The organism is Vibrio fluminensis (assembly GCF_015278125.1).
Lineage (GTDB): Bacteria > Pseudomonadota > Gammaproteobacteria > Enterobacterales > Vibrionaceae > Vibrio > Vibrio fluminensis.
Window position 1 is genome coordinate 33,692 of the sequence record NZ_JADILO010000016.1, and the last position, 26,049, is coordinate 59,740.

A 26,049-nucleotide genomic window follows, 5' to 3' on the forward strand; every position below is an offset into this window, starting at 1 on the left:
ATTTGCGGAGCAAAATTAATGTCATAAACTGGCTTCGACTAAATTGAGCAACATAAAAAAGTAGCTCGGCCAAAATACAAATCCTATAGGGGGAACTAAAGGTGAATATTCTTGGATATGCACAGAAGCTAGGTAAAGCGTTGATGCTACCTATCGCAACGCTTCCTGTTGCAGCGCTTCTACTACGTTTAGGTCAAGGCGACCTATTAGACATTCCGTTCATGGCACAAGCTGGTGGTGCTATCTTCGGTAACCTTCCACTACTATTCGGTCTAGGTATCGCAATCGGTCTTTCTAAAGACGGTAACGGTGCTGCAGGTCTAGCTGGTGCCGTGGCGTACTTTGTACTAACAGCAACAGCAACAACAATTAACGCTGACGTTAACATGTCATTCTTCGGCGGTATCATCGCTGGTATCATCGCGGGTCACTCATACAACGCTTTCCACACAACCCGTCTTCCAGAGTGGCTAGCATTCTTCGCAGGTAAACGCCTAGTTCCAATTATGGCAGGTCTGTTTGCCTTAGTTGCTGGTGCTGTAGGTGGTGTTGTATGGCCTTCAATCCAAGGCGGTCTTGACGCACTAGCGCACGCAGTATCGACTTCTGGTGCGATTGGTCAATTCGTATACGGTACTCTTAACCGTGCACTTATCCCTGTAGGTCTTCACCACGTTCTTAACTCATACTTCTGGTTCGGTATGGGTACATGTCAAGAAATCGTAGTAGCAGGTGCTGCTGGTTTCGAAAACATCAAACAGCTTTGTGTGGACCCAGCTCTTGCTAAAACTCTAGTTGCTGGCCAACAGTACACATTTGAGTTTGCTAACTCTGTAACTCCAGAAATCACTGCAACAGTTAAAGAAGTAACTGAAACAGTTAAATCTGGTGACCTACACCGTTTCTTCGGCGGCGATAAGTCTGCTGGTGTGTTCATGAACGGTTTCTTCCCAATCATGATGTTTGGTCTACCAGGTGCGGCGCTTGCAATGTACCTAGCAGCGCCTGCTGAAAAACGCAGCCAAGTTGGTGGTGCACTATTCTCAGTAGCATTCTGTTCATTCCTAACAGGTATCACTGAGCCGCTAGAATTCATGTTCGTATTCCTAGCGCCTGCACTATACGCAATGCACGCCGTATTTACGGGTCTATCTCTAGTTGTTGCTAACATGTTCGGTACGCTGCACGGCTTCGGTTTCTCTGCTGGTCTAATCGACTACCTATTGAACTTCGGTCTAGCAACTAAACCTCTACTACTTGGTGCAATCGGTCTAGGCTTCGGTGCTCTATACTTCTTCACTTTCAGCTTCGCAATCCGCGCATTCAACCTTAAGTCGCCAGGTCGTGAAGATGATGACGAAGCTCCTGCAGGTGCGCCAGCAGCTGACGCAGCAAAAGGTGACCTAGCACGTCAATACCTAAAAGCTCTAGGTGGTCATGACAACCTAACTTCAATTGACGCATGTATCACTCGTCTACGTCTTACTCTAAAAGACCGCTCTGTAGCTAACGAAGATGTTCTTAAGAAGCTTGGTGCGAAGGGTGTAGTGAAACTAGGTGAAAATAACCTACAAGTTATCCTTGGTCCTCTAGCAGAAATCGTCGCTGGCGAAATGAAAGCTATCGGTGCTAACGAAGACCTATCAGATGTAAAACTTCCACAATAACCTCAGGTTAGAATGTAAGTGTAAAAGCCTCCTTCGGGAGGCTTTTTTGCGTTAGCGCACAATTAAAAATTAGACTGGTTAAATAACCATCGTTCGCGAGTGATTATTTCTCAATATTAGTTCAGATCTAGTTGTGTCTTAGGCAAGAATTGTGGATGATAAGTCGCTATATGCTCTGATAAGTCTATTTTGCGTTTCAGAGCCTTTTTTTTCTGAACAATACTAAATATCTGAGGTGTTATAGATGAGTGAAGCTGAAGCTCGTCCATCGAATTTTATTCGCCAAATCATTGATAAAGATTTAGCCGATGGAACACACACAAGCGTGCATACTCGTTTTCCGCCAGAGCCAAACGGCTACTTGCATATCGGTCACGCTAAGTCAATTTGCCTAAACTTTGGTATTGCTCAGGACTATCAGGGTAAGTGTAACTTACGTTTTGACGACACTAACCCAGAAAAAGAAGACGTAGAATACGTTGAGTCAATTAAGAATGATGTGTCTTGGTTAGGCTTCGAGTGGGATGGTGAAGTTTGTTACTCATCAAACTACTTTGATAAGCTTTACGAGTACGCCGTGGAATTAATTAATAAAGGCTTAGCGTATGTTGAAGAGCTAAGTCCTGAGCAGATCCGCGAGTACCGTGGCACACTTACTCAACCAGGTAAGCCAAGCCCATACCGTGACCGCAGCGTAGAAGAAAACCTAGCGCTATTTGAAAAAATGCGTGATGGTGGTTTTGAAGAAGGTAAAGCGTGCCTTCGTGCGAAGATCGACATGGCATCATCGTTCATCGTGATGCGCGATCCAGTGCTATACCGCGTACGTTTTGCTTCTCACCATCAAACAGGTGACAAGTGGTGCATTTACCCAATGTACGACTTCACACACTGTATTTCGGATGCATTAGAGGGCATTACGCACTCTATCTGTACGCTTGAGTTCCAAGACAACCGTCGTCTATACGACTGGGTGCTAGATAACATTACTATCGACTGCCAACCACGTCAGTACGAGTTTAGCCGTCTAAACCTAGAATACACGGTAATGTCTAAGCGTAAGCTAAACCAACTAGTGACTGAGAAATTGGTTAACGGTTGGGATGACCCACGTATGCCAACGATCTCAGGTCTACGCCGTCGTGGTTTCACGCCTGCGGCTATCCGTGAGTTCTGTAAGCGTATCGGTGTGACTAAGCAAGACAACATGATCGAAATGAGCTCTCTAGAGTCTTGTATTCGTGATGACCTAAACGAAAACGCGCCACGTGCGATGGCGGTACTTGATCCTGTGAAAATTGTGATTGAGAACTTCGAAGAAGGCAAAGTTGAAACGCTAACTGTTGCTAACCACCCGAATAAACCTGAAATGGGTGAGCGCGAAGTACCATTTACTCGTGAAGTATGGATCGAGCGTGAAGACTTCCGTGAAGAAGGCAACAAAAAATACAAGCGTCTAGTGCTAGGTAAAGAAGTTCGCCTGCGTGGTGCTTACGTGATCAAAGCTGAGCGTATCGAGAAAGATGCTGAAGGTAATATCACAACTATCTTCTGTAGCTACGATGCTGAGACGCTAGGTAAGAACCCAGCAGACGGCCGTAAAGTAAAAGGCGTTATTCACTGGGTATCTGCAGATCAAGGTCTACCCGCTGAAATTCGTCTATACGATCGTCTATTTACTGTACCTAACCCAGCAGCAGCAGATAACTTTGCGGAGACAATCAATCCAGATTCACTGGTTGTATTGAACGGTTTTGTTGAGCCAAGCCTAGCTTCTGCGGAAGTAGAGAAAGGTTATCAATTTGAGCGCATGGGTTACTTCTGCGCAGACGCAAAAGAATCTTCAGTGGACAAGCTAGTATTTAACCGTACTGTAGGTCTACGTGATACTTGGGCTAAAATTGAAGCTTAATAAGTTCTGATTGAGAATAGTAAAATGCCAGTCTAAAGACTGGCATTTTTTTGTTCGTAATTTAGTAGTAATAAAAAAGCGCCCTTGAGGCGCTTTTTTATCGAAGATTACTTCTTCGCTTTGTGTGCGTCAGGGTTATCTTTGCACGTGCCATCACCACATTTACCATATAGGTATAGGCTGTGGTTGGTAAGAGTCACATTGTACTTCGCTGCGATCTCACGTTGGCGCTCTTCGATAACGCTGTCTGAAAACTCAATTACTTCACCACAGTCAAGACACACTAGGTGGTCATGGTGATGTTGGGTAGATAGTTCAAATACTGACTTGCCACCTTCAAAGTGGTGGCGAGTTACAATACCTGCATCATCAAATTGGTTTAAAACGCGATAAACTGTCGCCAGGCCAATCTCTTCACCTAGATCGATCAGTTTTTTGTACAAATCCTCAGCACTGATGTGTTGGCAGTCAGGTTGCTGTAGTACTTCTAAAATCTTCAGTCTTGGTAGCGTTACCTTAAGACCAGCATCCTTGAGCGCTTGGTTATTGTCTGACATATACTTTCCCGTTGATGATCTGCAGTGTTTAACAGAATTCAATATTCCTACCATTATAGGGCAGGTTACCTTAACAATAAACCACGAAGTTCAAGGGGTTACTTATATTTTTGCTAAAGTTGTGTGGTGTCACGGATAAAACTGGTCTGATTAGTTACAATTCATTAACTTAATCAATATTGAGCATGGATGCTTTTCGTAATGAGTTCTTTATTTTCAAAGGTTTATAAACCGGGCTTTGTAAAGTTTGCCTTGAATTCTTGGCCGCCTTTTTGGGGCTGTGGGATAAAAATTGTTGCAATTAGTGCGGATTTTCGTCAGGTAAAGGTTAGGTTGAAGTTGCGCTGGTGGAATAAAAATGCCAATCGTACGCAGTATGGAGGCAGCATATTTTCTCTCACCGATCCTATTTATGCATTGATGTTAATGGGTATTTTAGGTGAGGAATATTACGTGTGGGATAAAGAGGCGAGCATTAATTTTATTAAGCCGGGTAAAGGGGATTTGTATGCTGATTTTGAGTTGCATGCTTCCCAGTTAGATGAAATTTACCAACACACGGCGTTGGGAGAGAAGATTTTTCCAGAGTTTATTGTGCATGTTAAAGATGAACAAGGCGAAGTTGTTGCTGAGGTTCAGCGTAAACTCTATGTGCGTAAGAAGCCTAAGTACCGTGAGGCAGTTGAGTCTCAAGCGTGATCCCAAATACTCTCAATGGCTGGGGCCATGCATGACTTTACTCTGCTCTAAAACAAAAAAACCTCCCAAGAGGAGGTTTTTATTAGATTTGACGATTAGCCTTCTAGTTCAGCTAGGCACATCTCATCGTAAATCTGCTTACACCAGTTAGTTACGCGCTCGTCAGTCAGCTCTGGTTGACGATCTTCGTCAATACACAGACCAACGAATAGGCTGTCGTCGCCTTCGACTAGTGCTTTAGATGCTTCAAATTCGTAGCTTTCAGTAGACGTGTTACCAAGGATAGTACCGCCTTTTGACTCAACGATGTCACGTACTGTGCCCATTGCATCACAGAAGTACTCTGCGTAGTCTTCTTGGTCACCACAACCGAAGATAGCAACAAGCTTAGTCGAGAAGTCGATTTGCTCAAGTTCAGGGAAGAAGTCATCCCAATCACACTGCGCTTCACCGTAATACCAAGTTGGGATACCTAGAAGCAAAAGATCGAAATTATCGATGTCTTCTTTGCTGCTTTTCGCAATGTCTTGAACGTTAACTAGTTGCTTGCCTAGTTGTTTTTGAATCATCTTTGCAACAGCTTCAGTGTTACCTGTGTCGCTACCAAAGAAGATACCTACACTTGCCATAGATTCGTTACCTTTAAAATTGTCTACTTACTAGCATCAAAAAAGTGGATTAGCCTAAACCGCTGCCTTCCCAACTGAGCTGGATAAGTCCTTTCGCGACAAAACCGGCACAGCCTAGAAATAGCACCAACCATACAATTCTACGACCGAATGCTGGAACATTACCTGCGTGAAGTACATCTTTAATTGCCATACCAATTAGAAAAAAAATCGAGGCAAATAATAGATCGAGACCAATAGACTCAAGCATGTTCATGTAGTCGTAAAGCATGATATCCCTTTATGCTAATTTACTTGCGCTGCACTATACCACTGTTATAACGCAAAGTTAATGTGGAAGCTTCTCACTTTACGTTTATCCGATAAATTTACGAATTATCCTGATAACTTCTTCTGGCTTTTCTGCGTGTAACCAGTGTCCAGTATTAGCAATGATATGGGCTTTTGCTTGGTTAAATTGCGCTTTTATAAGTGCTTGATGTTCCGCACGCAAGTAATCAGATTCCGCACCTTTGATAAACATAGTAGGTGTATTTATAGGAGTAATTGGCTCCCAACTCATGATGTTTTGGTAGTTATTAAACAGATTGTTGACGTTAAATCGCCAGGCCAAATGTTCATCATTTTTGTATAGCGACTTGCTTAAGAACTGTCTGACCCCTTCGATCTCAATATGCTGCGCTAGAATATCTAACGCTTGTTTACGTGTGGTTGGTTTCGCAGTTTCTACCGCTTGCAGCCCCGCAAACACATTGTCGTGGCGATTCTCAGTATAATGAACAGGCGCCATATCGAGCACGATTAGTTTTTCTATCGTAGATTGAAGTTGTTCAGCCGCCTTCATTGCCACTTTGCCACCCATTGAGTGGCCAATTAAGGTAAATTGCTCGAGATTAAGATGTTGGATAAGTCGACAAACATCTTCGGCTTGAGCTTGATAGTTGTGGAGCTCAGAATGAAATGAAAGCCCGTGATTGCGAAGATCAATGCTAAGCACTTGATGATCTTGCTTTAAATTGCGAGCGAGTAGACCTAGATTATCGAGATTGCCAAATAATCCGTGGATCAAGACTATGGTGTGACCCTCACCTTCGAGTTTGTAGTTGAGCAGTTGTGACATTTTATCTTATTCGTGACTGGTTTAACGTAGAGTCTGAGAGAAGATCTCGCTATAATCGCCACAGAGTTTAAACATAGAGATTGTGAAAAGCGAATGAAAACAATTGAGGTAGATGAAGATCTATACCGTTATATCGCAAGTCAAACCCAACACATTGGTGAGAGTGCTTCGGATATTTTGCGCCGTTTATTGAATGTTGATGGAGATACTCCGGTTGAGGCTCCACAATTCGTGAAGGCTGCGCAAGGTCTGGTTGTTAGCAAAGATGCAGTAAAAGATGTGCAGGTGGATTGCGTAAAAGAAATGCGCTCACTGTTGATCTCTGATGAATTTGCCGGTCTTAAGAAAGCGATCGATCGCTTTATGATGGTATTGTCTACTTTACATCGTCTCGATCCTGAGAGCTTCTCTGAAGCCACTCAAGTAAAAGGCCGTAAACGTGTTTATTTTGCCGATAATGAGCAAACACTGCTTGCTAATGGTAATACGACTAAACCAAAAGCTATCCCAGCATCCCCATTCTGGGTAATTACAAATAACAATACTAGTCGTAAGAGACAGATGGTAGAGCAGCTTATGTCACGTATGAGCTTCCCTGCCGATTTGATTGAGAAAGTGGCTAACTCAATCTAACACTCATAATTAATAGCCTCATAATTCGAAAAGAGTTATGAGGCTTTTTTTTAGCTTGTTTATTTCGAAAACTTGTTTATTTAGAAAGGATGTCAAAATGGCTATGCACCCACGAGCTGGACAAAAAGCTCAGCAACAGGACTTGCACAATATCCCTGCGTTGGTTTCCAATTACTTCTTGTTACAACCAGATCCTGCAAACTCTGCGCATAAAGTAGAATTTGGTACATCAGGTCACCGTGGCACGGCGGACAAATCAACGTTCAATGAGAATCATATTTTAGCGATAGCTCAAGCGATCGCTGAAGTGCGCGCAGAACAGGGTACGACTGGCCCACTGTTTGTGGGAAAAGATACCCATGCACTTTCTGAGCCGGCTTTTTCTAGTGTGTTGGAAGTGTTAATTGCAAATGGTATCGAGGTTATTGCCCAGCAAGACAATGGCTATACACCCACTCCTGGTGTTTCGCATGCGATTTTGACGTACAACCTAATTAATACAAGTAAAGCTGATGGTATTGTTATCACTCCATCGCACAATCCTCCTCAAGATGGCGGTATCAAATATAATCCGACTCATGGTGGACCTGCTGAAGATGCATTGACCAAAGCGATTGAAAACCGTGCAAATGCTCTGATTGCAGAAGATCTGCAAGGTGTTAAACGTATGCCATTGGCAGAAGCGAAAGCATCACCGCTGTTTAAGCAAGTGGATTTGGTTAAACCGTATATCGATGATCTAGTGAATGTTATCGATATGGAAGCGATTCAAAAAGCCAACCTGAAAATTGGTGTTGATCCGTTGGGTGGTAGTGGTATCGATTACTGGCGTCAAATCGCTCAGGCGTATGACCTAGATTTAACATTAGTGAGTGAATCGATCGATCCAAGCTTCCAGTTTATGTCATTAGACAAAGATGGCGTTGTACGTATGGATTGTTCTTCGCCATACGCAATGGCTGGTCTGCTAGCACTTAAGGACGAGTATGACTTGGCATTTGGTAATGACCCAGATTACGACCGTCATGGTATCGTCACGCCAAAAGGCCTAATGAATCCAAACCATTTCTTGGCTGTGTGTATTGATTATCTATACCGCCACCGTAAGGATTGGGGTCAAGACGTTGCCGTGGGTAAAACTCTGGTTTCGAGTGCACTGATCGATCGCGTTGTTGCTGACCTAGGCCGAGAACTGTGTGAAGTGCCAGTTGGTTTTAAATGGTTTGTTGATGGGCTTTACACGGGCAAATTCGGTTTTGGCGGTGAAGAGAGTGCGGGTGCGTCTTTCTTACGTAAAGATGGCACGCCGTGGTCAACCGATAAAGATGGCATCTTGCTATGTTTACTTGCGGCTGAAATTACCGCGGTAACGGGTAAGAACCCACAAGACTACTATGAAGAGCTGGCAGCTAAGCATGGTGAATCTCAATACAACCGTATTCAAGCGGTAGCTAATGGCCCGCAGAAAGATGTGTTGAAGAAACTGAGTCCAGAGATGGTATCAGCAGAAACACTAGCGGGTGATGTTATTACTGCTCGTCTAACGCACGCTCCAGGCAATGGCGCAGCGATTGGCGGTCTAAAAGTAACTACGGCGAACGGTTGGTTCGCGGCACGCCCGTCTGGCACAGAAGACATCTACAAGATCTACTGCGAAAGCTTCAAAGGCGCTGAGCATCTCAAGCAGATCGAAGCGGAAGCGCAAGAGATCGTAAACCAAGTATTTAAAGACGCTGGTTTATAAACTTAAGCTAAGCATTGATTGAGAAGAGCTGACGAAAGTCGGCTCTTTTTTTTGGAAGCGGAATACGGAGTTGGGAAGATGGAACGTTCGGCTTTGCCTCACTTACGGAAAATAACAACGTTCAATTTTTTCAAGTAGTCATTCTATAGGGCGAAATATTAAACTTTGTCATTCCGTAGAGCGCATTAGCGCGAGTAGGGAATCTTGCTCTTCAGTTGGTTTTATGCGGCGTAGCCCTGAGCCCCCTGTTCTGCTTTTCCGTAGCTCGCGTTCCGTGAGCGCAGCGTTCCGTTTTCCGTAAGCTATGCGTTCCGCCCCGGCCACACATCTGGCACCACAAACCAAAACTGTCCGCTTTCAGTTTGAGCGTGAATAAATCGCTCAGGGTTGGGCTCTACGATTGTGGCATTGAGCTCTTTTCCCGTTGCCCAGCGGATTTTCGGCAGTTCATACAGTGTTTCTTGTATTTGATGGGCTTGAGAGTAATGGCACCAGTGGCCGCTAATTTGTGAGGAATTAAGAGGATACTCCAAGCAGTGAGTTGGGGTGGGTTCGGAATTAAATGGATTAATATAGAGCCTGCCTTGCATGAGCAAGTGGTGAGTCGCCACTTCTAATTCTGGGTGTTGCTGTTGAAATTGTGAGGTATTGGACATGGCCAACTGATGGGTGAGCATGCGTGGTAGTTTTGTCTCCAACTGATCGTGGGCGTTAGGACCAAACCAGTTGCCGTTGTGCAATAGGTAGAATTTTATCGCGACTTCCCAATGTTCATTTCTTTGTTCTTGTCTATTGCGCACGATGAGATCGATGGCGCCTAACGTGCGCCCTTGTTCAGAGAGTTGGATCTCTTCTGCTAGCACTTGATAGTTGGGGCTGTTGACAAAAGCTTGAGTACATAGGTGTTGATAGATAAAACCGAGCCGACGGTTGCCATTGTATACCGCGTTATTGGCCAGAGGGCTTGGGTTTAAGGTGCGTAAATCGCAGAAAATATCATGGGGCTCGATAAGGTTTTGGCTGGTGGTTATCCATTGATAAAACTCGTCCAAGGCACTCATATCTACTCACTATTTTCTATAGGGTTTGTTTCGACAATTGAGAATGAAGTTGTTATAACTTCGCTAAAGTCAGGATACTGGAAAGTAAGATGAATAATCTACAACTTGAAAAGATACTTAACGAAAAACTCTCACCACAATTGATTAAGGACTACAGCCCTAATGGTCTGCAAGTTGAAGGTGGCGAACAGATAAAAAAAATCGTTACAGGCGTTACCGCTTCACAAGCGCTGATTGACAAAGCTGTCGATCTTGGCGCCGATGCTTTATTGGTTCATCACGGCTATTTTTGGAAAGGAGAGCCAGAGCCAATTCGTGGCATGAAAGGTAAACGCATTCGCACCTTGATTAAACATGATATCAACCTGTTTGGTTATCACTTGCCTTTAGACATTCATCCTGAACTCGGTAACAACGCTGAACTGGCGCGTTTACTTGAGATTGAAGTAGAGGGTGGATTAGAAGGACATCCTCAATCGGTCGCCATGTATGGCCGCCTAAAACAGCCTGTAACGGGCGCTGAGTTTACCGCACGTATTGATGCCATATTAAAGCGTAAGCCACTGCATATTGCTCCAGAGCGCGCAGAAAAGCTAATTGAAACGGTAGGTTGGTGTACTGGTGGTGGTCAAGACTATATCGAGCTTGCCGCTCAACATGGTTTGGATGCATTTATTTCGGGTGAGATCTCAGAACGCACAACTTACAGTGCTCGCGAGTTGGATATTCACTACTTTGCTGCGGGGCACCATGCTACTGAACGTTATGGGATCAAAGCCCTTGGTGAGTGGTTAGCAAACGAGCATGGCTTGGATGTGACCTTTATCGATATCGATAATCCGGTTTAAAGGGACGAGGAAAGGGAACGGACTTCGTCCTACGGAACGCTGCGCTTCGGGAAGTGGGGGCGGACTTCGTCCTACGGAACGCTTCGCTTCGGGAAGTGGGGGCGGACTTCGTCCTACGGAACGCTTCGCTTCGGGAAGTGGGAACGGGCTTAGCCCTATGGAACGCCTCGCTTCCGGATATGGGCAGGCTTTGTCTTATCGAGTGCTTGGCTTAAGTTTGTCATTCCATAGAGTGCGTTAGCACGAGTAGGGAATCTTGTTTTGTTGTGTGAAAGCGAGATCCCCAACTCGCTCGTACCTCGCTCTTGAGGATGACAGGGGTATGGTTATGCTCTTGAGGATGACAAATATATAAAGTGTCTCGCTCTTGAGGGGCGTAAGGTTTGATGCTCACCCTCAATGACTAAAAATCATTGACTCAACTTGTGCTCTAAAAGACAAAATATCCCGCATCCCGCATCCCGCATCCCGCATCCCGCATCCCGCATCCCGCATCCCGCATCCCGCATCCCGCATCCCGCATCCCGCATCCCGCATCCCGCATCCCGCATCCCGCATCCAAAAAGAAAGGGCTGACGCTTACACGTCAGCCCTTAGCTTTTCTATGCTTTATCGCCTATTCACGCTCATGCAGAGGGCGGAATTCACGCTGGTCTTCACCAGTGTATAGCTGACGAGGACGACCGATACGGTTAGTCGGATCGCTGTGCATTTCGTTCCAGTGTGCAATCCAGCCGATAGTACGAGACATGGCAAAGATTACGGTAAACATCGATACTGGAATACCAATCGCTTTCAGAATGATACCTGAGTAGAAATCTACGTTCGGGTACAGTTTCTTCGACACGAAGTACTCATCAGATAGCGCAATACGCTCAAGTTCCATTGCAACGTCTAGCAGAGGATCTTGGATGTTTAGTTCGGTAAGAACTTCATGACACGCTTCGCGCATGACCGTTGCGCGTGGGTCATAGTTCTTATAAACGCGGTGACCGAAGCCCATTAGACGGAATGGATCATCTTTGTCTTTCGCACGCTCAACGAACTCAGGAATATTGTCTACACTACCGATTTCTTCAAGCATCTTCAGACACGCTTCGTTAGCGCCGCCGTGAGCAGGTCCCCATAGCGATGCGATACCCGCTGCGATACATGCAAATGGGTTAGCACCAGATGAACCTGACAGACGGACTGTCGACGTTGATGCATTTTGCTCGTGGTCTGCGTGTAGGGTGAAAATTTTATCCATGGCACGTGCGACTACTGGGTTCACTTCATATTCTTCACATGGGTTAGCAAACATCATGTGTAGGAAGTTTTCCGCGTAGTTCAAGTCGTTACGTGGGTAGATAAATGGCTGGCCAATTGAGTACTTGTAACACATGGAAGCCAGTGTTGGCATTTTTGAAATCAGACGATAAGCCGCGATCTCACGGTGCACGTCGTTGTTGATATCAAGTGAATCGTGGTAGAAGGCTGCTAGAGCACCAACTACACCACACATAACGGCCATAGGGTGTGCATCACGACGGAAGCCGTGGAAGAAGCTAGCAATTTGCTCATGCACCATAGTATGACGAGTTACCGTCGTTTTGAACTTCTCGTATTGCTCACGGGTTGGGGCTTCACCGTAAAGAAGAATATAACAGACTTCCAAATAATCAGCGTTATTCGCTAACTGATCGATAGGGAAACCGCGGTGCAGTAGTACACCTTTGCCGCCATCGATGTAAGTTATTTGAGATTCACAAGATGCAGTGGCAAGAAAACCTGGGTCAAAAGTAAAGTGGCCTGTGGCCCCAAGTTTGCGAACGTCAATCACGTCAGGACCGATGGTCCCTTCCATAATTGGCAGCTCGACTGGCGCTTGGCCTTCAATATGAAGGGTAGCTTTCTTATCCGCCATAACAATCTCCTTTGTTTATTATTTAATCCATCCAGGATGTTTGTGTGCCATTTTTGTACGTCTCTTCGTTAACAAAGTCAATTTTTCTCCTCTGATGTGTGCTCTTGTTATTATTTTTTGCGCACATTAAGTTAAAAATCTGTTCTGTGTAGCAAAAATTGTTACACTAATTGTATTAGAATGTTGCCAGCCGTATATTGGTGGCGTGAAATCTGGGAGAAACCTAATAAATTCAAGGATTGAAAGAATTATCGTCTATCTTTTCAAGCTTTGTTGTTAACAATTTGCTTACAATTAACTCGCTCATATTTGTTCGATTTTGTTATCAAAATGTTATTATTTTAAAGGGTTCAGCTTCCAAGTTTCGTCAATAACTATAAATGCTCTAGTGAGCTGAGTGAGCAAGCCCGTGAAAGAAAGAAAGTCAAGACCTGTAAACCTAGACTTGCAAACCATACGCTTTCCGATCACTGCTATCGCATCTATTCTTCATCGAGTTTCCGGTGTGATCACGTTTGTAGCAGTCGGTATCCTGTTATGGTTGCTGTCTTTATCTCTATCATCTCCTGTCGGATATATGAAAGCTGTCGATATTGTCGATGGCTGGTTTTTCACGTTTATCCTTTGGGGAATCCTAACCGCTTTGGCCTACCACATTGTGGGTGGCGTTCGTCACTTGCTGATGGACCTAGGCTACTTTGAAGAGCTGGACACTGGCGCAATGAGCGCGAAAGTTTCATTCGGTGTTACAGCTGTGCTGTCTCTATTAGCGGGGGTATTGGTATGGTAAACCACGTTTCATCATTTGGTCGTAATGGTGTGCATGATTTCCTATTGATTCGTGCAACTGCAATCATTATGACGCTATACACGATCTATCTAGTCAGCTTTGTCGCTTTCTCTGATATCTCGTACGCATCATGGAGCCAGTTTTTTGCTGGTAACTTCACCAAAGCATTCACAATGGTCGCACTGACCAGCGTATTGATTCACGCTTGGATCGGTTTGTGGCAGGTGCTGACGGACTACATTAAGTGCTCTAAGTTACGCGGTGGTCTACAAGTCGGCGTAGTCACGCTATTGCTTGGCTACTTCTTCTCTGGTCTGTTTATTCTGTGGGGTGCGTAAGTGTCTATTCCAGTTCGTGAATTCGATGCCGTTGTAATCGGCGCAGGCGGTGCAGGTATGCGCGCCGCTCTACAAATTTCAGAGCAAGGTTTAACCTGCGCTCTGCTCTCAAAAGTTTTCCCTACACGTTCGCACACGGTATCTGCACAGGGCGGTATTACCGTAGCGTTAGGTAACTCACATAAGGATGATTGGCAGTGGCATATGTACGATACCGTGAAAGGTTCGGACTACATTGGTGACCAAAATGCCATCGAATACATGTGTAAAAACGGTCCTGAATCGGTGATTGAGCTTGAGAAAATGGGCTTACCTTTCTCACGTTTTGAAGACGGTTCAATTTATCAACGTCCGTTTGGTGGTCAGTCAAAAGAGTTTGGTGGCGAGCAAGCGGCACGCACGGCTGCGGCTGCTGACCGTACTGGTCACGCATTGCTGCATACGCTTTACCAGCAAAACGTGAAACACAAGACCATGATTTTCTCTGAGTGGTATGCGTTGGATTTGGTGAAAAACCAAGATGGTGCCGTGGTTGGTTGTACCGCTATCTGCATGGAAACTGGCGAGATTGTTTATTTCAAATCGAAAGCAACCATTCTTGCAACAGGTGGCGCTGGTCGTATCTACGCATCGACAACCAATGCGCACATCAACACTGGTGATGGTGTGGGTATGGCGCTGCGCGCTGGCGTTCCGATGCAAGATATGGAAATGTGGCAGTTCCACCCAACGGGTATCGCTGGAGCCGGTGTACTGGTAACAGAAGGCTGTCGTGGTGAAGGTGGTTACCTGCTGAACAAAGATGGTGAGCGCTTTATGGAGCGTTACGCACCCAACGCGAAAGACCTTGCTGGTCGTGACGTTGTGGCTCGTTCTATGATGATTGAGATCCGTGAAGGTCGCGGCTGTGATGGTCCATGGGGCCCACACATTAAACTGAAACTGGATCACCTTGGTAAAGAAGTGCTTGAGTCTCGTCTGCCTGGTATCTGTGAGCTTTCTCGTACCTTTGCTCACGTCGACCCAGTTAAAGAGCCGATCCCAGTAATTCCAACTTGTCACTACATGATGGGTGGGGTACCGACTCAAGTTTCTGGTCAGGCTATCAAGCAAGCAGCTGACGGTGGCGAGATGGAAGTTCAAGGTCTATTTGCTTGTGGCGAAATTGCGTCAGTCTCCGTACATGGAGCGAACCGCTTGGGTGGCAACTCGCTACTCGATTTAGTGGTGTTTGGACGCGCGACTGGCCTACATCTTGGTGAAACCTTGGCTGCACAATCAGAGGCTCGCCCTGCTTCTGAGTCAGATATCGAGGCATCATTGGCGCGTACTATGCGTTGGGAAAATAGCGCGAGTGGTGAAGACCCATTCCAAATCCGTAAGGACCTACAGCAGTGTATGCAGAACAGCTTCTCGGTATTCCGTGAAGGCGATGCGATGGCTACAGGGCTAGAAGAGTTGAAAGTGATTCGTGAGCGACTAAAAGAAGCACACTTATCGGACAAGTCAAAAGAATTCAACACGCAACGTATTGAGTGTCTAGAGTTAGATAACTTGATGGAAACGGCATATTCTACGGCTGTTGCGGCTAACTACCGTACTGAAAGCCGCGGCGCTCATGCTCGTTTCGATTTCCCAGAGCGTGATGATGAGAATTGGCTATGCCACTCAATCTATAACCCGGAAACGGAACAGATGTCGAAGCGTGATGTCAACATGACGCCTGTGCATCGTGATGCGTTCCCGCCGAAAGTTCGTACGTACTAAGGGAGGAATGAAAAATGAAACTAAGCTTCTCTTTGTACCGCTATAACCCTGATGTAGATAACAAGCCTTACATGAAGGACTACACGCTCGAGGTAGAAGAAGGTTCCGATATGATGGTGCTAGATGCACTGATCTTATTGAAAGAACAAGACCCTACTATCGCGTTCCGTCGTTCGTGCCGTGAAGGTGTCTGTGGTTCAGATGGTTTAAACATGAACGGCAAAAATGGTTTGGCGTGTATCACACCGCTCTCTGCCTTGCAGGGTGAGAAAATTGTGATTCGACCATTGCCTGGTTTGCCTGTGGTTCGTGACCTGATCGTAGATATGACCCAATTTTACGATAACTACGCCAAGGTTAAGCCATTCTTGATCTCTGATGGAGCAATGCCACCATCACGTGAAAACTTGCAAATGCCAGAAGACCGTGCCCATTTGGATGGTCTTTATGAATGTATCATGTGTGCGTGTTGTACCACTTCTTGCCCGTCGTTCTGGTGGAACCCTGATAAGTTTATCGGTCCTGCCGGTCTATTGGCCGCCTATCGTTGGTTAATTGACAGCCGAGATACGGCAACTGATGAACGATTGTCCGATCTCGACGATGCATTTAGTGTTTTTCGTTGCCATGGCATCATGAATTGTGTAAGTGTTTGTCCTAAGGGACTAAATCCTACAAAAGCGATTGGTCACATCAAGTCGATGTTGGTAAATCGTTCGGTTTAGTGAACTGTTAAAATTGCCGCTACTCAATTTTGGGTAGCGGCCTATTCAATAGAAGCGCGGCATAGACCGCTGCAAACGTGAAAACTACTGGTTAAGGGAAAATATGCACAACAGTGTGATGAAGGCATGGCTCGAGTCTTCACACTTGGCAGGCGCAAATGCGACATACGTAGAGGATCTCTACGAATTGTATCTAAGTGACCCCGATCTGGTAAGTGAGGAGTGGATTCGTGTATTTGATGGTTTGCCTAAGCCATCTGCAGATGTGGTGGAACAGCCGCACTCACGTGTCCGTGATTACTTCCGTCGACTCGCTCAAGAAACAAAGCATTACAATGTCCAAGTTAGTGACCCCGACGTCGATGCTAAACAAGTAAAAGTTCTACAGCTGATTAACGCGTACCGTTTCCGCGGTCATGAGGCAGCTGATCTCGATCCTCTAGGTCTATGGAACCGCCCTACAGTGGCAGAACTAGACCCTTCCTTCCACAATCTCAACGATGATGACTTAGAAGAAACATTCAACGTGGGTTCTTTTGCTATTGGTCAAGAGACCATGAAGCTAAAAGATATCTATTCGTCATTGAAGAAAACCTACTGCGGTTCGATTGGTGCAGAGTACATGCACATGACCGATACGGAACAAAAACGTTGGATCCAGCAGCGTTTAGAGTCAGTGGTTGGTCAGCCATCGTTCACCGCAGATGAGAAGCGTAACTTCTTAGAAGAACTTACCGCAGCGGAAGGCCTTGAGCGCTATTTAGGCGCAAAATTCCCAGGTGCAAAACGTTTCTCTCTAGAGGGTGGTGATGCCCTAATTCCAATGACTAAAGAATTAATCCGTCATGCTGGTAACAGCGGCATGCGTGAGGTCGTTATTGGCATGGCACACCGTGGTCGTTTAAACATGTTGGTTAACGTGTTAGGCAAAAAACCACAAGATCTGTTTGATGAATTTGCCGGTAAACATGGTGATTCTTGGGGAACGGGTGATGTTAAATATCACCAAGGTTTCTCAGCTGACTTTGCAACGCCAGGTGGTGATGTTCACTTAGCGTTGGCGTTTAACCCGTCGCATCTCGAGATTGTAAACCCAGTAGTGATTGGTTCGGTTCGTGCCCGCCAAGATCGCCTTGGCGATAAAAACGGCAGCACAGTATTACCAATTACGATTCACGGTGACTCAGCGGTCGCTGGTCAAGGTGTGGTTGCTGAGACATTTAATATGTCACAGTCACGTGGTTATCGTGTCGGTGGTACGGTTCGTATCGTGGTGAACAACCAAGTTGGTTTCACGACTTCAAACCCGACCGATACGCGTTCAACCATGTACTGTACTGATATTGCTAAGATGGTACAGGCGCCAATCTTCCACGTGAACGCCGATGATCCAGAAGCGGTCGCCTTTGTTACGCGCATTGCACTTGATTACCGCAATGAATTTAAGCGTGATGTTGTGATTGATTTGGTTTGTTACCGTCGTCATGGTCACAACGAAGCGGATGAGCCAAATGCGACTCAACCGTTGATGTATCAAAAAATCAAAAAGCATCCAACGCCACGTAAGCTATATGCTGATGTACTGATCGAGCGCGGTGATAACGACATTGAGACGGCAACAGCGCTAATCAATGAATATCGTGATGCGTTAGATCGTGGTGAAGTGGTGGTGAAAGAGTGGCGTCCAATGGCTCTACATTCAGTAGACTGGTCTCCATATCTAGGTCACGACTGGGATACGCCTTGGAATAGTCAGTACGACAGAGATCGCCTAGTTGAATTAGGTAACCGTCTATGTCAGTACCCAGACAGTCATAAGCTACAGAGCCGAGTTAACAAGCTTTACAACGATCGTCTATCAATGATGAGCGGTGAGAAAGCGGTTGACTGGGGTATGGCAGAAACCTTGGCTTACGCGACCTTACTTGATGACGGGAAGCGCATTCGTATTTCAGGTCAGGATTCTGGACGTGGTACTTTCTTCCACCGACACTCTGTGCTGCACAACCAATCAGACGCAAGTACCTATATTCCTCTAGCGAATATTCATGATAAGCAGGGGCCTTTCCAAGTGATTGACTCGGTGCTGTCTGAAGAAGCGGTATTGGCCTTTGAATATGGCTACGCGACGGCTGAGCCGAGTGGTTTAACCATTTGGGAAGCGCAGTTTGGTGACTTCGCTAACGGCGCGCAAGTTGTGATTGACCAATTTATCTCCTCGGGTGAGCAAAAGTGGGCGCGTTTGTGTGGTCTAACAATGCTACTACCACATGGTTATGAAGGTCAGGGCCCTGAGCACTCGTCGGCGCGCCTAGAGCGTTACCTACAGCTTTGTGCTGAGCAGAATATGCAGGTTGTTGTGCCCTCAACGCCAGCTCAGGTTTATCACATGATTCGTCGTCAAGTGGTGCGCCCAATGCGCCGCCCACTGATTGTGATGTCACCGAAATCACTGCTACGTCACCCATTGTGTATTTCAAGTTTAGAAGACTTATCTGACGGTACGTTCTTACCTGCAATTCCAGAGATAGATCAACTGGAAGCAAGTAAGGTGAAACGCGTAGTGTTCTGTTCTGGCAAGGTATATTTCGACCTGCTTGAACAGCGCCGCAAGAACGAGCAAGACGATGTTGCTATCGTGCGTATCGAGCAGCTTTACCCATTCCCATTGGAAGAAGTGAAAGAAGCGATTGCTCAATACACCAATGTTGAAGATTTTGTTTGGTGCCAAGAAGAGCCACAGAACCAAGGTGCTTGGTACTGTAGCCAGCATAATTTCCGCGCAGCCATTCCAGCTGGCGCAGACCTTAAATATGCGGGCCGCCCAGCTTCAGCATCTCCGGCGGTAGGTTATATGTCGGTACACTTGAAACAACAAAAAGCGTTGGTCGAAGACGCTTTGACCACTGGTTCTAATACATCAGATTCGAAAACCTCAGATAAAGAACTAGAAGCATAAGGAAGATAGAAATGACAATTGAAATTCTGGTTCCAGATTTACCTGAATCAGTTGCAGACGCAACCGTCGCTACATGGCACAAGCAACCAGGAGAAATGGTTGAGCGTGATGAAGTTCTTGTAGATATCGAAACCGATAAGGTTGTACTTGAAGTTCCTGCTCCAGAAGCAGGTATTTTAGAAGCCATCATAGAAGAAGAAGGTGCTACGGTACTTTCTAAGCAGCTAATCGCTAAGTTGAAGCCAGGTGCTGTTGCTGGTGAACCTACAACAGATACGACCGCTGAGACAGAGTCATCGCCAGACAAGCGTCACAAAGCAGCGCTGACAGAAGAGAGCAACGATGCCCTAAGTCCTGCGGTTCGTCGTTTACTTGCTGAACATGGCCTAGAAGCTTCACAAGTGAAGGGCTCTGGTGTGGGTGGCCGTATTACTCGCGAAGACATTGACGCGCACTTAGCTAACGCAAAATCGAGCGTAAAAGCAGAAGAGCCAGTTGCTCAAGCTCCAGCCGCTGCTCGCAGTCAAAAGCGTGTGCCAATGACTCGTTTGCGTAAGACAGTGGCGAACCGTCTTCTTGAAGCGAAGAACAGCACAGCAATGCTAACTACATTTAACGAAGTGAACATGAAGCCAATCATGGATCTTCGTAAGCAGTACAAAGACCAGTTCGAAGAGCGTCACGGCATTCGTCTTGGTTTCATGTCTTTCTACGTAAAAGCGGTAACGGAAGCACTAAAACGTTACCCAGAAGTGAATGCGTCGATTGATGGTGATGACATTGTTTATCACAACTATTTTGATATCAGCATGGCAGTATCAACGCCACGTGGCCTAGTGACCCCCGTTCTTAAAGATTGTGACACTCTAGGTTTTGCTGATGTTGAGAAAGGCATCAAAGAACTGGCTATCAAAGGTCGTGATGGCAAGCTAACGGTTGATGAGCTGATGGGCGGTAACTTTACTATCACTAACGGCGGTGTATTTGGCTCACTAATGTCAACGCCAATCATTAACCCACCTCAGTCAGCAATCTTGGGCATGCATAAGATCCAAGATCGTCCGATGGCTGTGGATGGCAAGGTAGAAATTCTGCCAATGATGTACCTAGCTCTATCTTACGATCACCGTTTAATCGATGGTCGTGAGTCAGTGGGCTTCCTAGTAACCATTAAAGAGCTACTAGAAGATCCAGCGCGTCTGTTATTAGACGTTTAATATCGCTAAAACGTCGAGTTGTCTTGGATGACTCGACGCCTTTAGCTCTCGGGGCTAGACTGGCTCAACTGTCTGGCCTTCATTTGAATCGTATTGCGATTGATTTGAGAAGACCCTACAGACGTGTAAGCAGAGTTCTACTGCAACGTTAATGGAAATTATAAATCCCTTAAGGGAAGAACAAACGGAATATCAAAATGAATTTGCATGAATACCAAGCCAAACAGCTGTTTGCAGAATTCGGTTTGCCTGTGCCGGAAGGTTACGCTTGTGATACCCCACAAGAAGCGTTCGAAGCAGCAGGTCGCATTAGCACAGAGAAAAAAGTCGTTAAGTGTCAGGTACACGCTGGTGGCCGCGGTAAAGCGGGCGGCGTTGAACTGCATGATACTAAAGATGGTGTGAAAGAATTTGCTCAAAAGTGGCTAGGTAAAAACCTAGTAACTTACCAAACAGATGCTAATGGTCAGCCAGTATCTAAAATTTTGGTTGAGGAAGCGTCTGATATCGCTAACGAGCTATATTTGGGTGCAGTAGTTGATCGTTCAACTCAACGCATTGTATTCATGGCATCGACAGAAGGTGGTGTGGAAATTGAGAAAGTGGCAGAAGAAACGCCAGAGCTCATCCATAAAGCCGCAATCGATCCGCTTGTTGGTCCACAGGCTTACCAAGGCCGTGAACTAGCATTCAAACTTGGTCTTAAAGGTGACCAAATCAAACAGTTCGTTAAGATCTTTGTTGGTCTAGGCGAAATGTTTGCTCAATACGATCTAGCACTGCTTGAAATCAACCCTCTGGTTATCACTGGAGCAGGTGATCTACTGTGTCTAGATGGCAAAATTAATATCGACTCTAACGCACTTTACCGTCAGCCAAAGCTGCGTGAGATGCACGATCCTTCACAAGAAGATGAGCGCGAAGCACATGCAGCACAATGGGAGCTTAACTACGTAGCTCTGGATGGCAGCATCGGCTGTATGGTTAACGGTGCAGGTCTGGCGATGGGTACGATGGATATCGTAAACCTACATGGCGGCCAACCAGCAAACTTCCTTGATGTAGGCGGCGGCGCAACCAAAGAGCGTGTTACTGAAGCCTTCAAGATCATCCTATCTGACAGTAATGTGAAAGCGGTACTGGTTAATATCTTCGGCGGCATCGTTCGTTGTGACCTGATTGCAGAAGGTATCATTGGCGCTGTTGAAGAAGTTGGCGTTGAAGTACCAGTCGTTGTTCGTCTAGAAGGTAACAATGCACCGCTAGGCTCGCAGAAACTGGCTGAAAGTGGTCTAAATATCATCGCTGCAAACTCTCTAACTGAAGCAGCAGAAAAAGTAGTTGCTGCAGCGGAGGGCAAATAATGTCAGTACTAATTAATAAAGATACTAAAGTTATCTGTCAGGGTTTCACGGGCGGTCAAGGTACGTTCCACTCTGAGCAAGCGATCGCTTACGGCACACAAATGGTTGGTGGTGTATCACCAGGCAAAGGTGGTCAAACTCACCTAGGTCTACCAGTGTTTAACACCGTACGTGAAGCGGTAGAAGTGACTGGTGCAACTGCATCAGTTATCTACGTACCTGCGCCTTTTTGTAAAGATGCAATCCTTGAAGCGATTGATGCTGGTGTAAAGCTGATTGTAACGATCACGGAAGGTATTCCAACACTGGATCTGCTGGATGTGAAAGTACGTCTAGACGAAGCTGGCGTTGTGATGATTGGTCCTAACTGTCCGGGTGTTATCACGCCGGATGAGTGTAAGATTGGTATCATGCCAGGCCATATCCACAAGAAAGGCAAAGTGGGTATCGTATCGCGCTCTGGTACACTAACTTATGAAGCCGTTAAGCAGACTACCGACGAAGGTTTCGGTCAGTCTACTTGTGTTGGTATCGGTGGTGACCCAATCCCAGGTTCAAACTTTATCGACATCTTGAAGCTGTTCCAAGAAGACCCTGAGACAGAAGCGATCGTTATGATTGGTGAGATCGGTGGTACAGCGGAAGAAGAAGCGGCTGCGTTCATAAAAGACAATGTGACTAAACCTGTGGTTTCTTACATTGCAGGTGTAACGGCGCCTCCTGGTAAGCGTATGGGTCACGCTGGTGCGATCATCTCTGGTGGTAAAGGTACTGCTGAAGATAAGTTTGCCGCGCTAGAAGAAGCTGGCGTTAAGACGGTTAAGTCTCTAGCCGACATTGGTAAAGCACTTCGTGAAGTGACCGGTTGGTAATCTCGCTGCAATAAAAGAAGATCAAAGGCTCAGCTTCGGCTGGGCCTTCTTTTTTGGGAGACGAGCTGCGCACTTGCATGCGGGAACGCAAAGCTGAGGCTTTGCTTTGGGAACACGAATCAGAGATTCGTTTACGGAGTTGGGAGCGTTAAACTATACCCAAACAACTTGGAGATGCAGGTAGGCGACAAAGGAACAAAGCCTCTGAGCATAGATGGTCTATGTGATGAGGTTTGTGAGTGCCAGTCAACACCGCTGTAACTTCAAGTAGGACGGGTATAAAGCTTCACTTCGGGATAATTTTGTGGCTGAAAATGTTGTAAATGTCGTTGCTGGGTGTAACGATAATCCGTAATCCGTAATCCGTAATCCGTAATCCGTAATCCGTAATCCGTAATCCGTAATCCGTAATCCGTAATCCGTAATCCGTAATCCGTAATCCGTAATCCGTAGTCAGTGCATTGGCGCTGAACGTTCCAATCTACAGCAGCTTCGCTTCAATCGCTGCTAATCGCTGCTGAAGATCTTTTACCTGTGCTTCTAATTCGGCGATGCGGTCAGGTTCAGTTTTGCTTTCAGAGGATACTTCAACTTTTGGTACGCGTTGAGAGCTTTTCCAGCTTTTAATCGTACTGATAAGAGCTGGCATAGGTACTGACGTTTTTAGTCGTGCTTTTACTAAAGCGACAGTTGGCTCTTTGCCTTCTTGAATCAGTGCCTTAATAATCTGTTCTAACTCTTGGCTAACATCTTTAGTAAGCATTATCTTTCCTTGTGAGTTTTATAACCAATAAATTGGATCTTTCTCTAATTTTACTGTCTTATATTAGCTATGGCGAATGGTAAAAATGGGAGTTTTGTGTAAGACATTGACCATTAAATCTGTAAGATAATGCCCATGGTGTGATTTGTTGTTTGTTTTTTGCTTTTAATAACCAGTTGAAAAATATGGGAATTCAATTTGATTCACTCGTTCTTACAGATGATAAAGTGCGAGATAGATCATTGTTTGAAATGGATTTTCAGTTACATTGTGCGTTCAAAAAAGAGCCTTATTTATAAGGCTAACATTAAGGATGCGCATGGCTTTAGTGGGCTTTACTAAAGTGGTGTGTCGGCTATTGATTAGGAAATAGCCATTAAGGATGATAGACGAATGGATTCAAAGGGGATTCTCCCTCACTATTCTATTCTCAGGTTTTGAATACCTGACTACCACCTATCTTTATTAAAATAAAAATTAAACGCGAATAACCTTGGCTATTCTGGCTTAGGTGTTGCTATACGTCGGCTAACGTATTGTTTTATATATGCAACCTAGTAATTAATAATTTGGTCTGTGTATATATTTTTATTGAGAAGTGAAGAGCTTAATTTAAGTTTGCTGAAAGCAAGGAAGATTTGTGACTATCGCAACTCGACGCGTATTACTGGTACCTTATAACGACTCATTATTGTCTGATTTTGTGGTGCTTAACTGCTGTGTAAAAAACCGTGCGCAAATGAATGGTCCGTACACGGTATCTAAAGCGAGAGAAGTCTTTGAACGTATTTTAAATGACAACACTCGTTATACACGAGCGGTGTTAGATAATTTTACTCGTGAATATATTGGTCACATTTCTATTCACGAGGTTGATACCGAACCTGAGCTAGTGTTTATTTTTGATAAAGCTTATTGGGGGAAGGGTATTGCAACTGAAGCATTAGGTGCTTTTTTCAGTAAAGCAACGCGAGATCTTAATTTACATAGCGTTAAGGCAACGGCTAATGTTGATCATTTTGCCTCTATTTGTCTTTTAGAGAAGTTAGGCTTTGTAAAAAAAGGCCTCAATAGCGATGCTTATGGGCCTTTTTATGAATTTCAATTTACATCCGATGAGGCGGTAGATGAAAGTGAATTACTTGAAAGCCTATCATAGTTAGTTCGCCCTGATAGCAATCATCACCCAGTGCCGAAAATTCAAACTGATAGACCGTATACCAACGCCAGATCCCATCTGGCGTTTTTATTTTATGTGCTTTTAAAGCAGTACTAATCAACTGTAGGTCAAGCTGATTACATTTTCGCTGAATCGCAAGCTTAGCAAGCTCTGATTGGCGTCGTTGCTGCCAAAACAGCATACAAACAAAGCAAAGCAGTAATATAGCCAATAAGTCCGTGATCATGTCTATTGGTCATCCATTTCTGGTTACGCTTTTGTCGCTTGTTGCAAATTAACCAACGCATTGGCTAATTCGGCAGAAGGTGATGAATGGAGTAAAGGCAATAGAACCATACGCAATTCAGGTAGCATAACTAAGTCAGCAAACAGTTGGTTAAACAGAGTTTGGTTTCCTGTCTGAGCAAGGCGCAATAGGAACTGTTCGGCAATTACAGCATCGGCTAATAAATGCCAACAGCGCCCAGCAATACCAATGAGTATTTCCTGATGGCTTAAGCGTGGGCTGGCTAACACTTGCTCTAACATTGGGCGAGCGATTTGTGTTTCAGCGCCCGCGAGCGCACGAATCAGAGCTGAAAGAAGAAAGAGGTCCGGTTCATTGCTGTTGATTTGCGCTTGAGCTAATTCAGCAATACGTTGAGCAAGCTTATCTGTTAGCTCCGTATGTTCAAGCGCACCAAGTAGCGCATAGAGCGGCTCTGAGGGAAGATTAGGCAAGGCTTTGCGCAGTTCCACTCCATTTTGCTCTGTACCTAGGCGAGCTGCGATGTCTGTTATACCTTGTAGACCCACGGTCTGCCAGTTCTGCCAGCCTAATCCACCTTTGAAGTAGTGTTGAGCGTGCTCATAGTATGGACTGCATGGCAGGTCTAAATCGGCGCGAATTTGGCTGTGGAATACCGCCATCTTGTCTTCAGAAGGTTTGTAAGTATAAGGATTATTAGCCAGCTTTTGTTGCTGCTCTTCATCCATCTCTTGGTTTAAACGGGTTCCCATTGCTTCGATGACGAACTTGATAAAGTTACCCACATCCGCTTGCTTTAACAGGCCTCGCTCATCAAGCTCAAATTTTAAGAACCAAATCCAAGGTTGTTTGGCTTGGTTCCAATAGGCTATCGCTAGGTGCGCTTTTCGCTGTAGAGGGTATGGGTAAGGCTGTTGGCCTCGCTCAATTTGTTCAAATACATGATTATCAATAGCCTTAATACGACGACCTAAATCGAAAATCTTAAATGTACACTCGCTATTGCGTAGCAGTTCGCTCAGGGTATGAATGGTATCCATGGGAGACTTTT

At 45.4% G+C, this 26,049-nt stretch carries 24 protein-coding genes; 15 read left to right on the plus strand and 9 right to left on the minus strand.

Going from position 1 to position 26,049, the window contains the following annotated elements; all coding sequences use genetic code 11:
* Window positions 1–101: 101 nt before the first annotated feature.
* On the plus strand, window positions 102–1,667 hold the full coding sequence (nagE, locus tag IRQ95_RS12415) for an N-acetylglucosamine-specific PTS transporter subunit IIBC (RefSeq protein WP_194437231.1): 1,566 nt from the start codon (window positions 102–104) through the stop codon (window positions 1,665–1,667).
* Between the two features lie 244 nt (window positions 1,668–1,911).
* On the plus strand, window positions 1,912–3,579 hold the full coding sequence (gene glnS / locus IRQ95_RS12420) for a glutamine--tRNA ligase (RefSeq protein ID WP_194437232.1): 1,668 nt from the start codon (window positions 1,912–1,914) through the stop codon (window positions 3,577–3,579).
* Window positions 3,580–3,686: 107 nt separating this feature from the next.
* On the opposite strand, the gene fcrX is transcribed toward glnS, so the two are convergent.
* Window positions 3,687–4,136, minus strand: coding sequence for a ferric iron uptake transcriptional regulator FcrX (fcrX, locus tag IRQ95_RS12425; protein WP_194437233.1), 450 nt, complete (start codon window positions 4,134–4,136; stop codon window positions 3,687–3,689).
* 201 nt (window positions 4,137–4,337) lie between these two features.
* Here fcrX and IRQ95_RS12430 point away from each other — a divergent pair, with 201 nt between their 5' ends.
* Window positions 4,338–4,835 (plus strand): DUF4442 domain-containing protein, encoded by a 498-nt coding sequence (locus IRQ95_RS12430; protein WP_194437234.1) that lies wholly within the window; start codon window positions 4,338–4,340, stop codon window positions 4,833–4,835.
* A gap of 95 nt (window positions 4,836–4,930) precedes the next feature.
* On the opposite strand, the gene fldA is transcribed toward IRQ95_RS12430, so the two are convergent.
* From fldA to IRQ95_RS12445, 3 genes are all read right to left on the minus strand, one after another.
* Entirely contained in the window at window positions 4,931–5,464 is a 534-nt protein-coding gene (fldA, locus tag IRQ95_RS12435) for a flavodoxin FldA (RefSeq protein WP_194437235.1), read from the minus strand.
* A gap of 49 nt (window positions 5,465–5,513) precedes the next feature.
* Window positions 5,514–5,735: a DUF2788 domain-containing protein gene (locus IRQ95_RS12440; RefSeq protein ID WP_194437236.1), complete on the minus strand. Its 222-nt coding sequence runs from the start codon at window positions 5,733–5,735 to the stop codon at window positions 5,514–5,516.
* Between the two features lie 84 nt (window positions 5,736–5,819).
* On the minus strand, window positions 5,820–6,584 hold the full coding sequence (locus IRQ95_RS12445; protein ID WP_194437237.1) for an alpha/beta fold hydrolase: 765 nt from the start codon (window positions 6,582–6,584) through the stop codon (window positions 5,820–5,822).
* A gap of 93 nt (window positions 6,585–6,677) precedes the next feature.
* On the opposite strand from IRQ95_RS12445, the gene seqA reads away from it, so the two are divergent.
* Entirely contained in the window at window positions 6,678–7,217 is a 540-nt protein-coding gene (gene seqA / locus IRQ95_RS12450; RefSeq protein ID WP_194437238.1) for a replication initiation negative regulator SeqA, read from the plus strand.
* A gap of 97 nt (window positions 7,218–7,314) precedes the next feature.
* A complete protein-coding gene (gene pgm, locus IRQ95_RS12455; protein WP_194437239.1) occupies window positions 7,315–8,961 on the plus strand; it encodes a phosphoglucomutase (alpha-D-glucose-1,6-bisphosphate-dependent) in 1,647 nt (548 codons plus the stop codon).
* A gap of 302 nt (window positions 8,962–9,263) precedes the next feature.
* Here pgm and IRQ95_RS12460 read toward each other — a convergent pair whose 3' ends face one another.
* On the minus strand, window positions 9,264–10,022 hold the full coding sequence (locus tag IRQ95_RS12460; RefSeq protein WP_194437240.1) for a DUF1853 family protein: 759 nt from the start codon (window positions 10,020–10,022) through the stop codon (window positions 9,264–9,266).
* A gap of 89 nt (window positions 10,023–10,111) precedes the next feature.
* On the opposite strand from IRQ95_RS12460, the gene IRQ95_RS12465 reads away from it, so the two are divergent.
* On the plus strand, window positions 10,112–10,870 hold the full coding sequence (locus tag IRQ95_RS12465; protein ID WP_194437241.1) for a Nif3-like dinuclear metal center hexameric protein: 759 nt from the start codon (window positions 10,112–10,114) through the stop codon (window positions 10,868–10,870).
* Between the two features lie 616 nt (window positions 10,871–11,486).
* On the opposite strand, the gene IRQ95_RS12470 is transcribed toward IRQ95_RS12465, so the two are convergent.
* Window positions 11,487–12,776 (minus strand): citrate synthase, encoded by a 1,290-nt coding sequence (locus IRQ95_RS12470; RefSeq protein WP_194437242.1) that lies wholly within the window; start codon window positions 12,774–12,776, stop codon window positions 11,487–11,489.
* 397 nt (window positions 12,777–13,173) lie between these two features.
* Between IRQ95_RS12470 and sdhC the strand changes: the two genes are divergently transcribed.
* The 8 genes from sdhC to sucD all read left to right on the plus strand — a co-directional run bounded on the left by sdhC (window position 13,174) and on the right by sucD (window position 22,808).
* Window positions 13,174–13,566 carry a succinate dehydrogenase cytochrome b556 subunit gene (gene sdhC / locus IRQ95_RS12475; RefSeq protein WP_075650506.1) on the plus strand — a complete coding sequence of 131 codons (393 nt, stop codon included), beginning with the start codon at window positions 13,174–13,176 and terminating at the stop codon, window positions 13,564–13,566.
* Window positions 13,560–13,904 (plus strand): succinate dehydrogenase, hydrophobic membrane anchor protein, encoded by a 345-nt coding sequence (sdhD, locus tag IRQ95_RS12480; RefSeq protein WP_194437243.1) that lies wholly within the window; start codon window positions 13,560–13,562, stop codon window positions 13,902–13,904. Before sdhC ends, sdhD begins: the two co-directional genes overlap by 7 nt.
* Window positions 13,905–15,671 carry a succinate dehydrogenase flavoprotein subunit gene (gene sdhA, locus IRQ95_RS12485; RefSeq protein WP_194437244.1) on the plus strand — a complete coding sequence of 589 codons (1,767 nt, stop codon included), beginning with the start codon at window positions 13,905–13,907 and terminating at the stop codon, window positions 15,669–15,671.
* Between the two features lie 14 nt (window positions 15,672–15,685).
* The gene (locus IRQ95_RS12490; protein ID WP_194437245.1) at window positions 15,686–16,396 is read left to right on the plus strand and encodes a succinate dehydrogenase iron-sulfur subunit; all 711 of its coding nucleotides are present in this window, start codon (window positions 15,686–15,688) and stop codon (window positions 16,394–16,396) included.
* Between the two features lie 103 nt (window positions 16,397–16,499).
* The gene (gene sucA, locus IRQ95_RS12495; RefSeq protein ID WP_194437246.1) at window positions 16,500–19,355 is read left to right on the plus strand and encodes a 2-oxoglutarate dehydrogenase E1 component; all 2,856 of its coding nucleotides are present in this window, start codon (window positions 16,500–16,502) and stop codon (window positions 19,353–19,355) included.
* Window positions 19,356–19,366: 11 nt separating this feature from the next.
* Window positions 19,367–20,572 (plus strand): 2-oxoglutarate dehydrogenase complex dihydrolipoyllysine-residue succinyltransferase, encoded by a 1,206-nt coding sequence (gene odhB / locus IRQ95_RS12500; RefSeq protein ID WP_194437247.1) that lies wholly within the window; start codon window positions 19,367–19,369, stop codon window positions 20,570–20,572.
* 197 nt (window positions 20,573–20,769) lie between these two features.
* On the plus strand, window positions 20,770–21,936 hold the full coding sequence (gene sucC / locus IRQ95_RS12505; RefSeq protein ID WP_075650494.1) for an ADP-forming succinate--CoA ligase subunit beta: 1,167 nt from the start codon (window positions 20,770–20,772) through the stop codon (window positions 21,934–21,936).
* Window positions 21,936–22,808 (plus strand): succinate--CoA ligase subunit alpha, encoded by an 873-nt coding sequence (gene sucD / locus IRQ95_RS12510; RefSeq protein ID WP_075650492.1) that lies wholly within the window; start codon window positions 21,936–21,938, stop codon window positions 22,806–22,808. The genes sucC and sucD overlap by 1 nt, the downstream gene beginning before the upstream one ends.
* Window positions 22,809–23,289: 481 nt before the next feature.
* Here the strand turns inward: sucD and IRQ95_RS12515 are convergent, their stop codons facing one another.
* Window positions 23,290–23,571: a hypothetical protein gene (locus IRQ95_RS12515; protein ID WP_194437248.1), complete on the minus strand. Its 282-nt coding sequence runs from the start codon at window positions 23,569–23,571 to the stop codon at window positions 23,290–23,292.
* A gap of 640 nt (window positions 23,572–24,211) precedes the next feature.
* Between IRQ95_RS12515 and IRQ95_RS12520 the strand changes: the two genes are divergently transcribed.
* Window positions 24,212–24,730 (plus strand): GNAT family N-acetyltransferase, encoded by a 519-nt coding sequence (locus IRQ95_RS12520; protein ID WP_194437249.1) that lies wholly within the window; start codon window positions 24,212–24,214, stop codon window positions 24,728–24,730.
* Here the strand turns inward: IRQ95_RS12520 and IRQ95_RS12525 are convergent.
* On the minus strand, window positions 24,678–24,977 hold the full coding sequence (locus tag IRQ95_RS12525) for a DUF3301 domain-containing protein (protein WP_194437250.1): 300 nt from the start codon (window positions 24,975–24,977) through the stop codon (window positions 24,678–24,680). The genes IRQ95_RS12520 and IRQ95_RS12525 overlap by 53 nt on opposite strands.
* A 23-nt stretch (window positions 24,978–25,000) precedes the next feature.
* The gene (locus tag IRQ95_RS12530; protein WP_194437251.1) at window positions 25,001–26,038 is read right to left on the minus strand and encodes a DUF3549 family protein; all 1,038 of its coding nucleotides are present in this window, start codon (window positions 26,036–26,038) and stop codon (window positions 25,001–25,003) included.
* Between the last annotated feature and the right edge of the window lie 11 nt (window positions 26,039–26,049).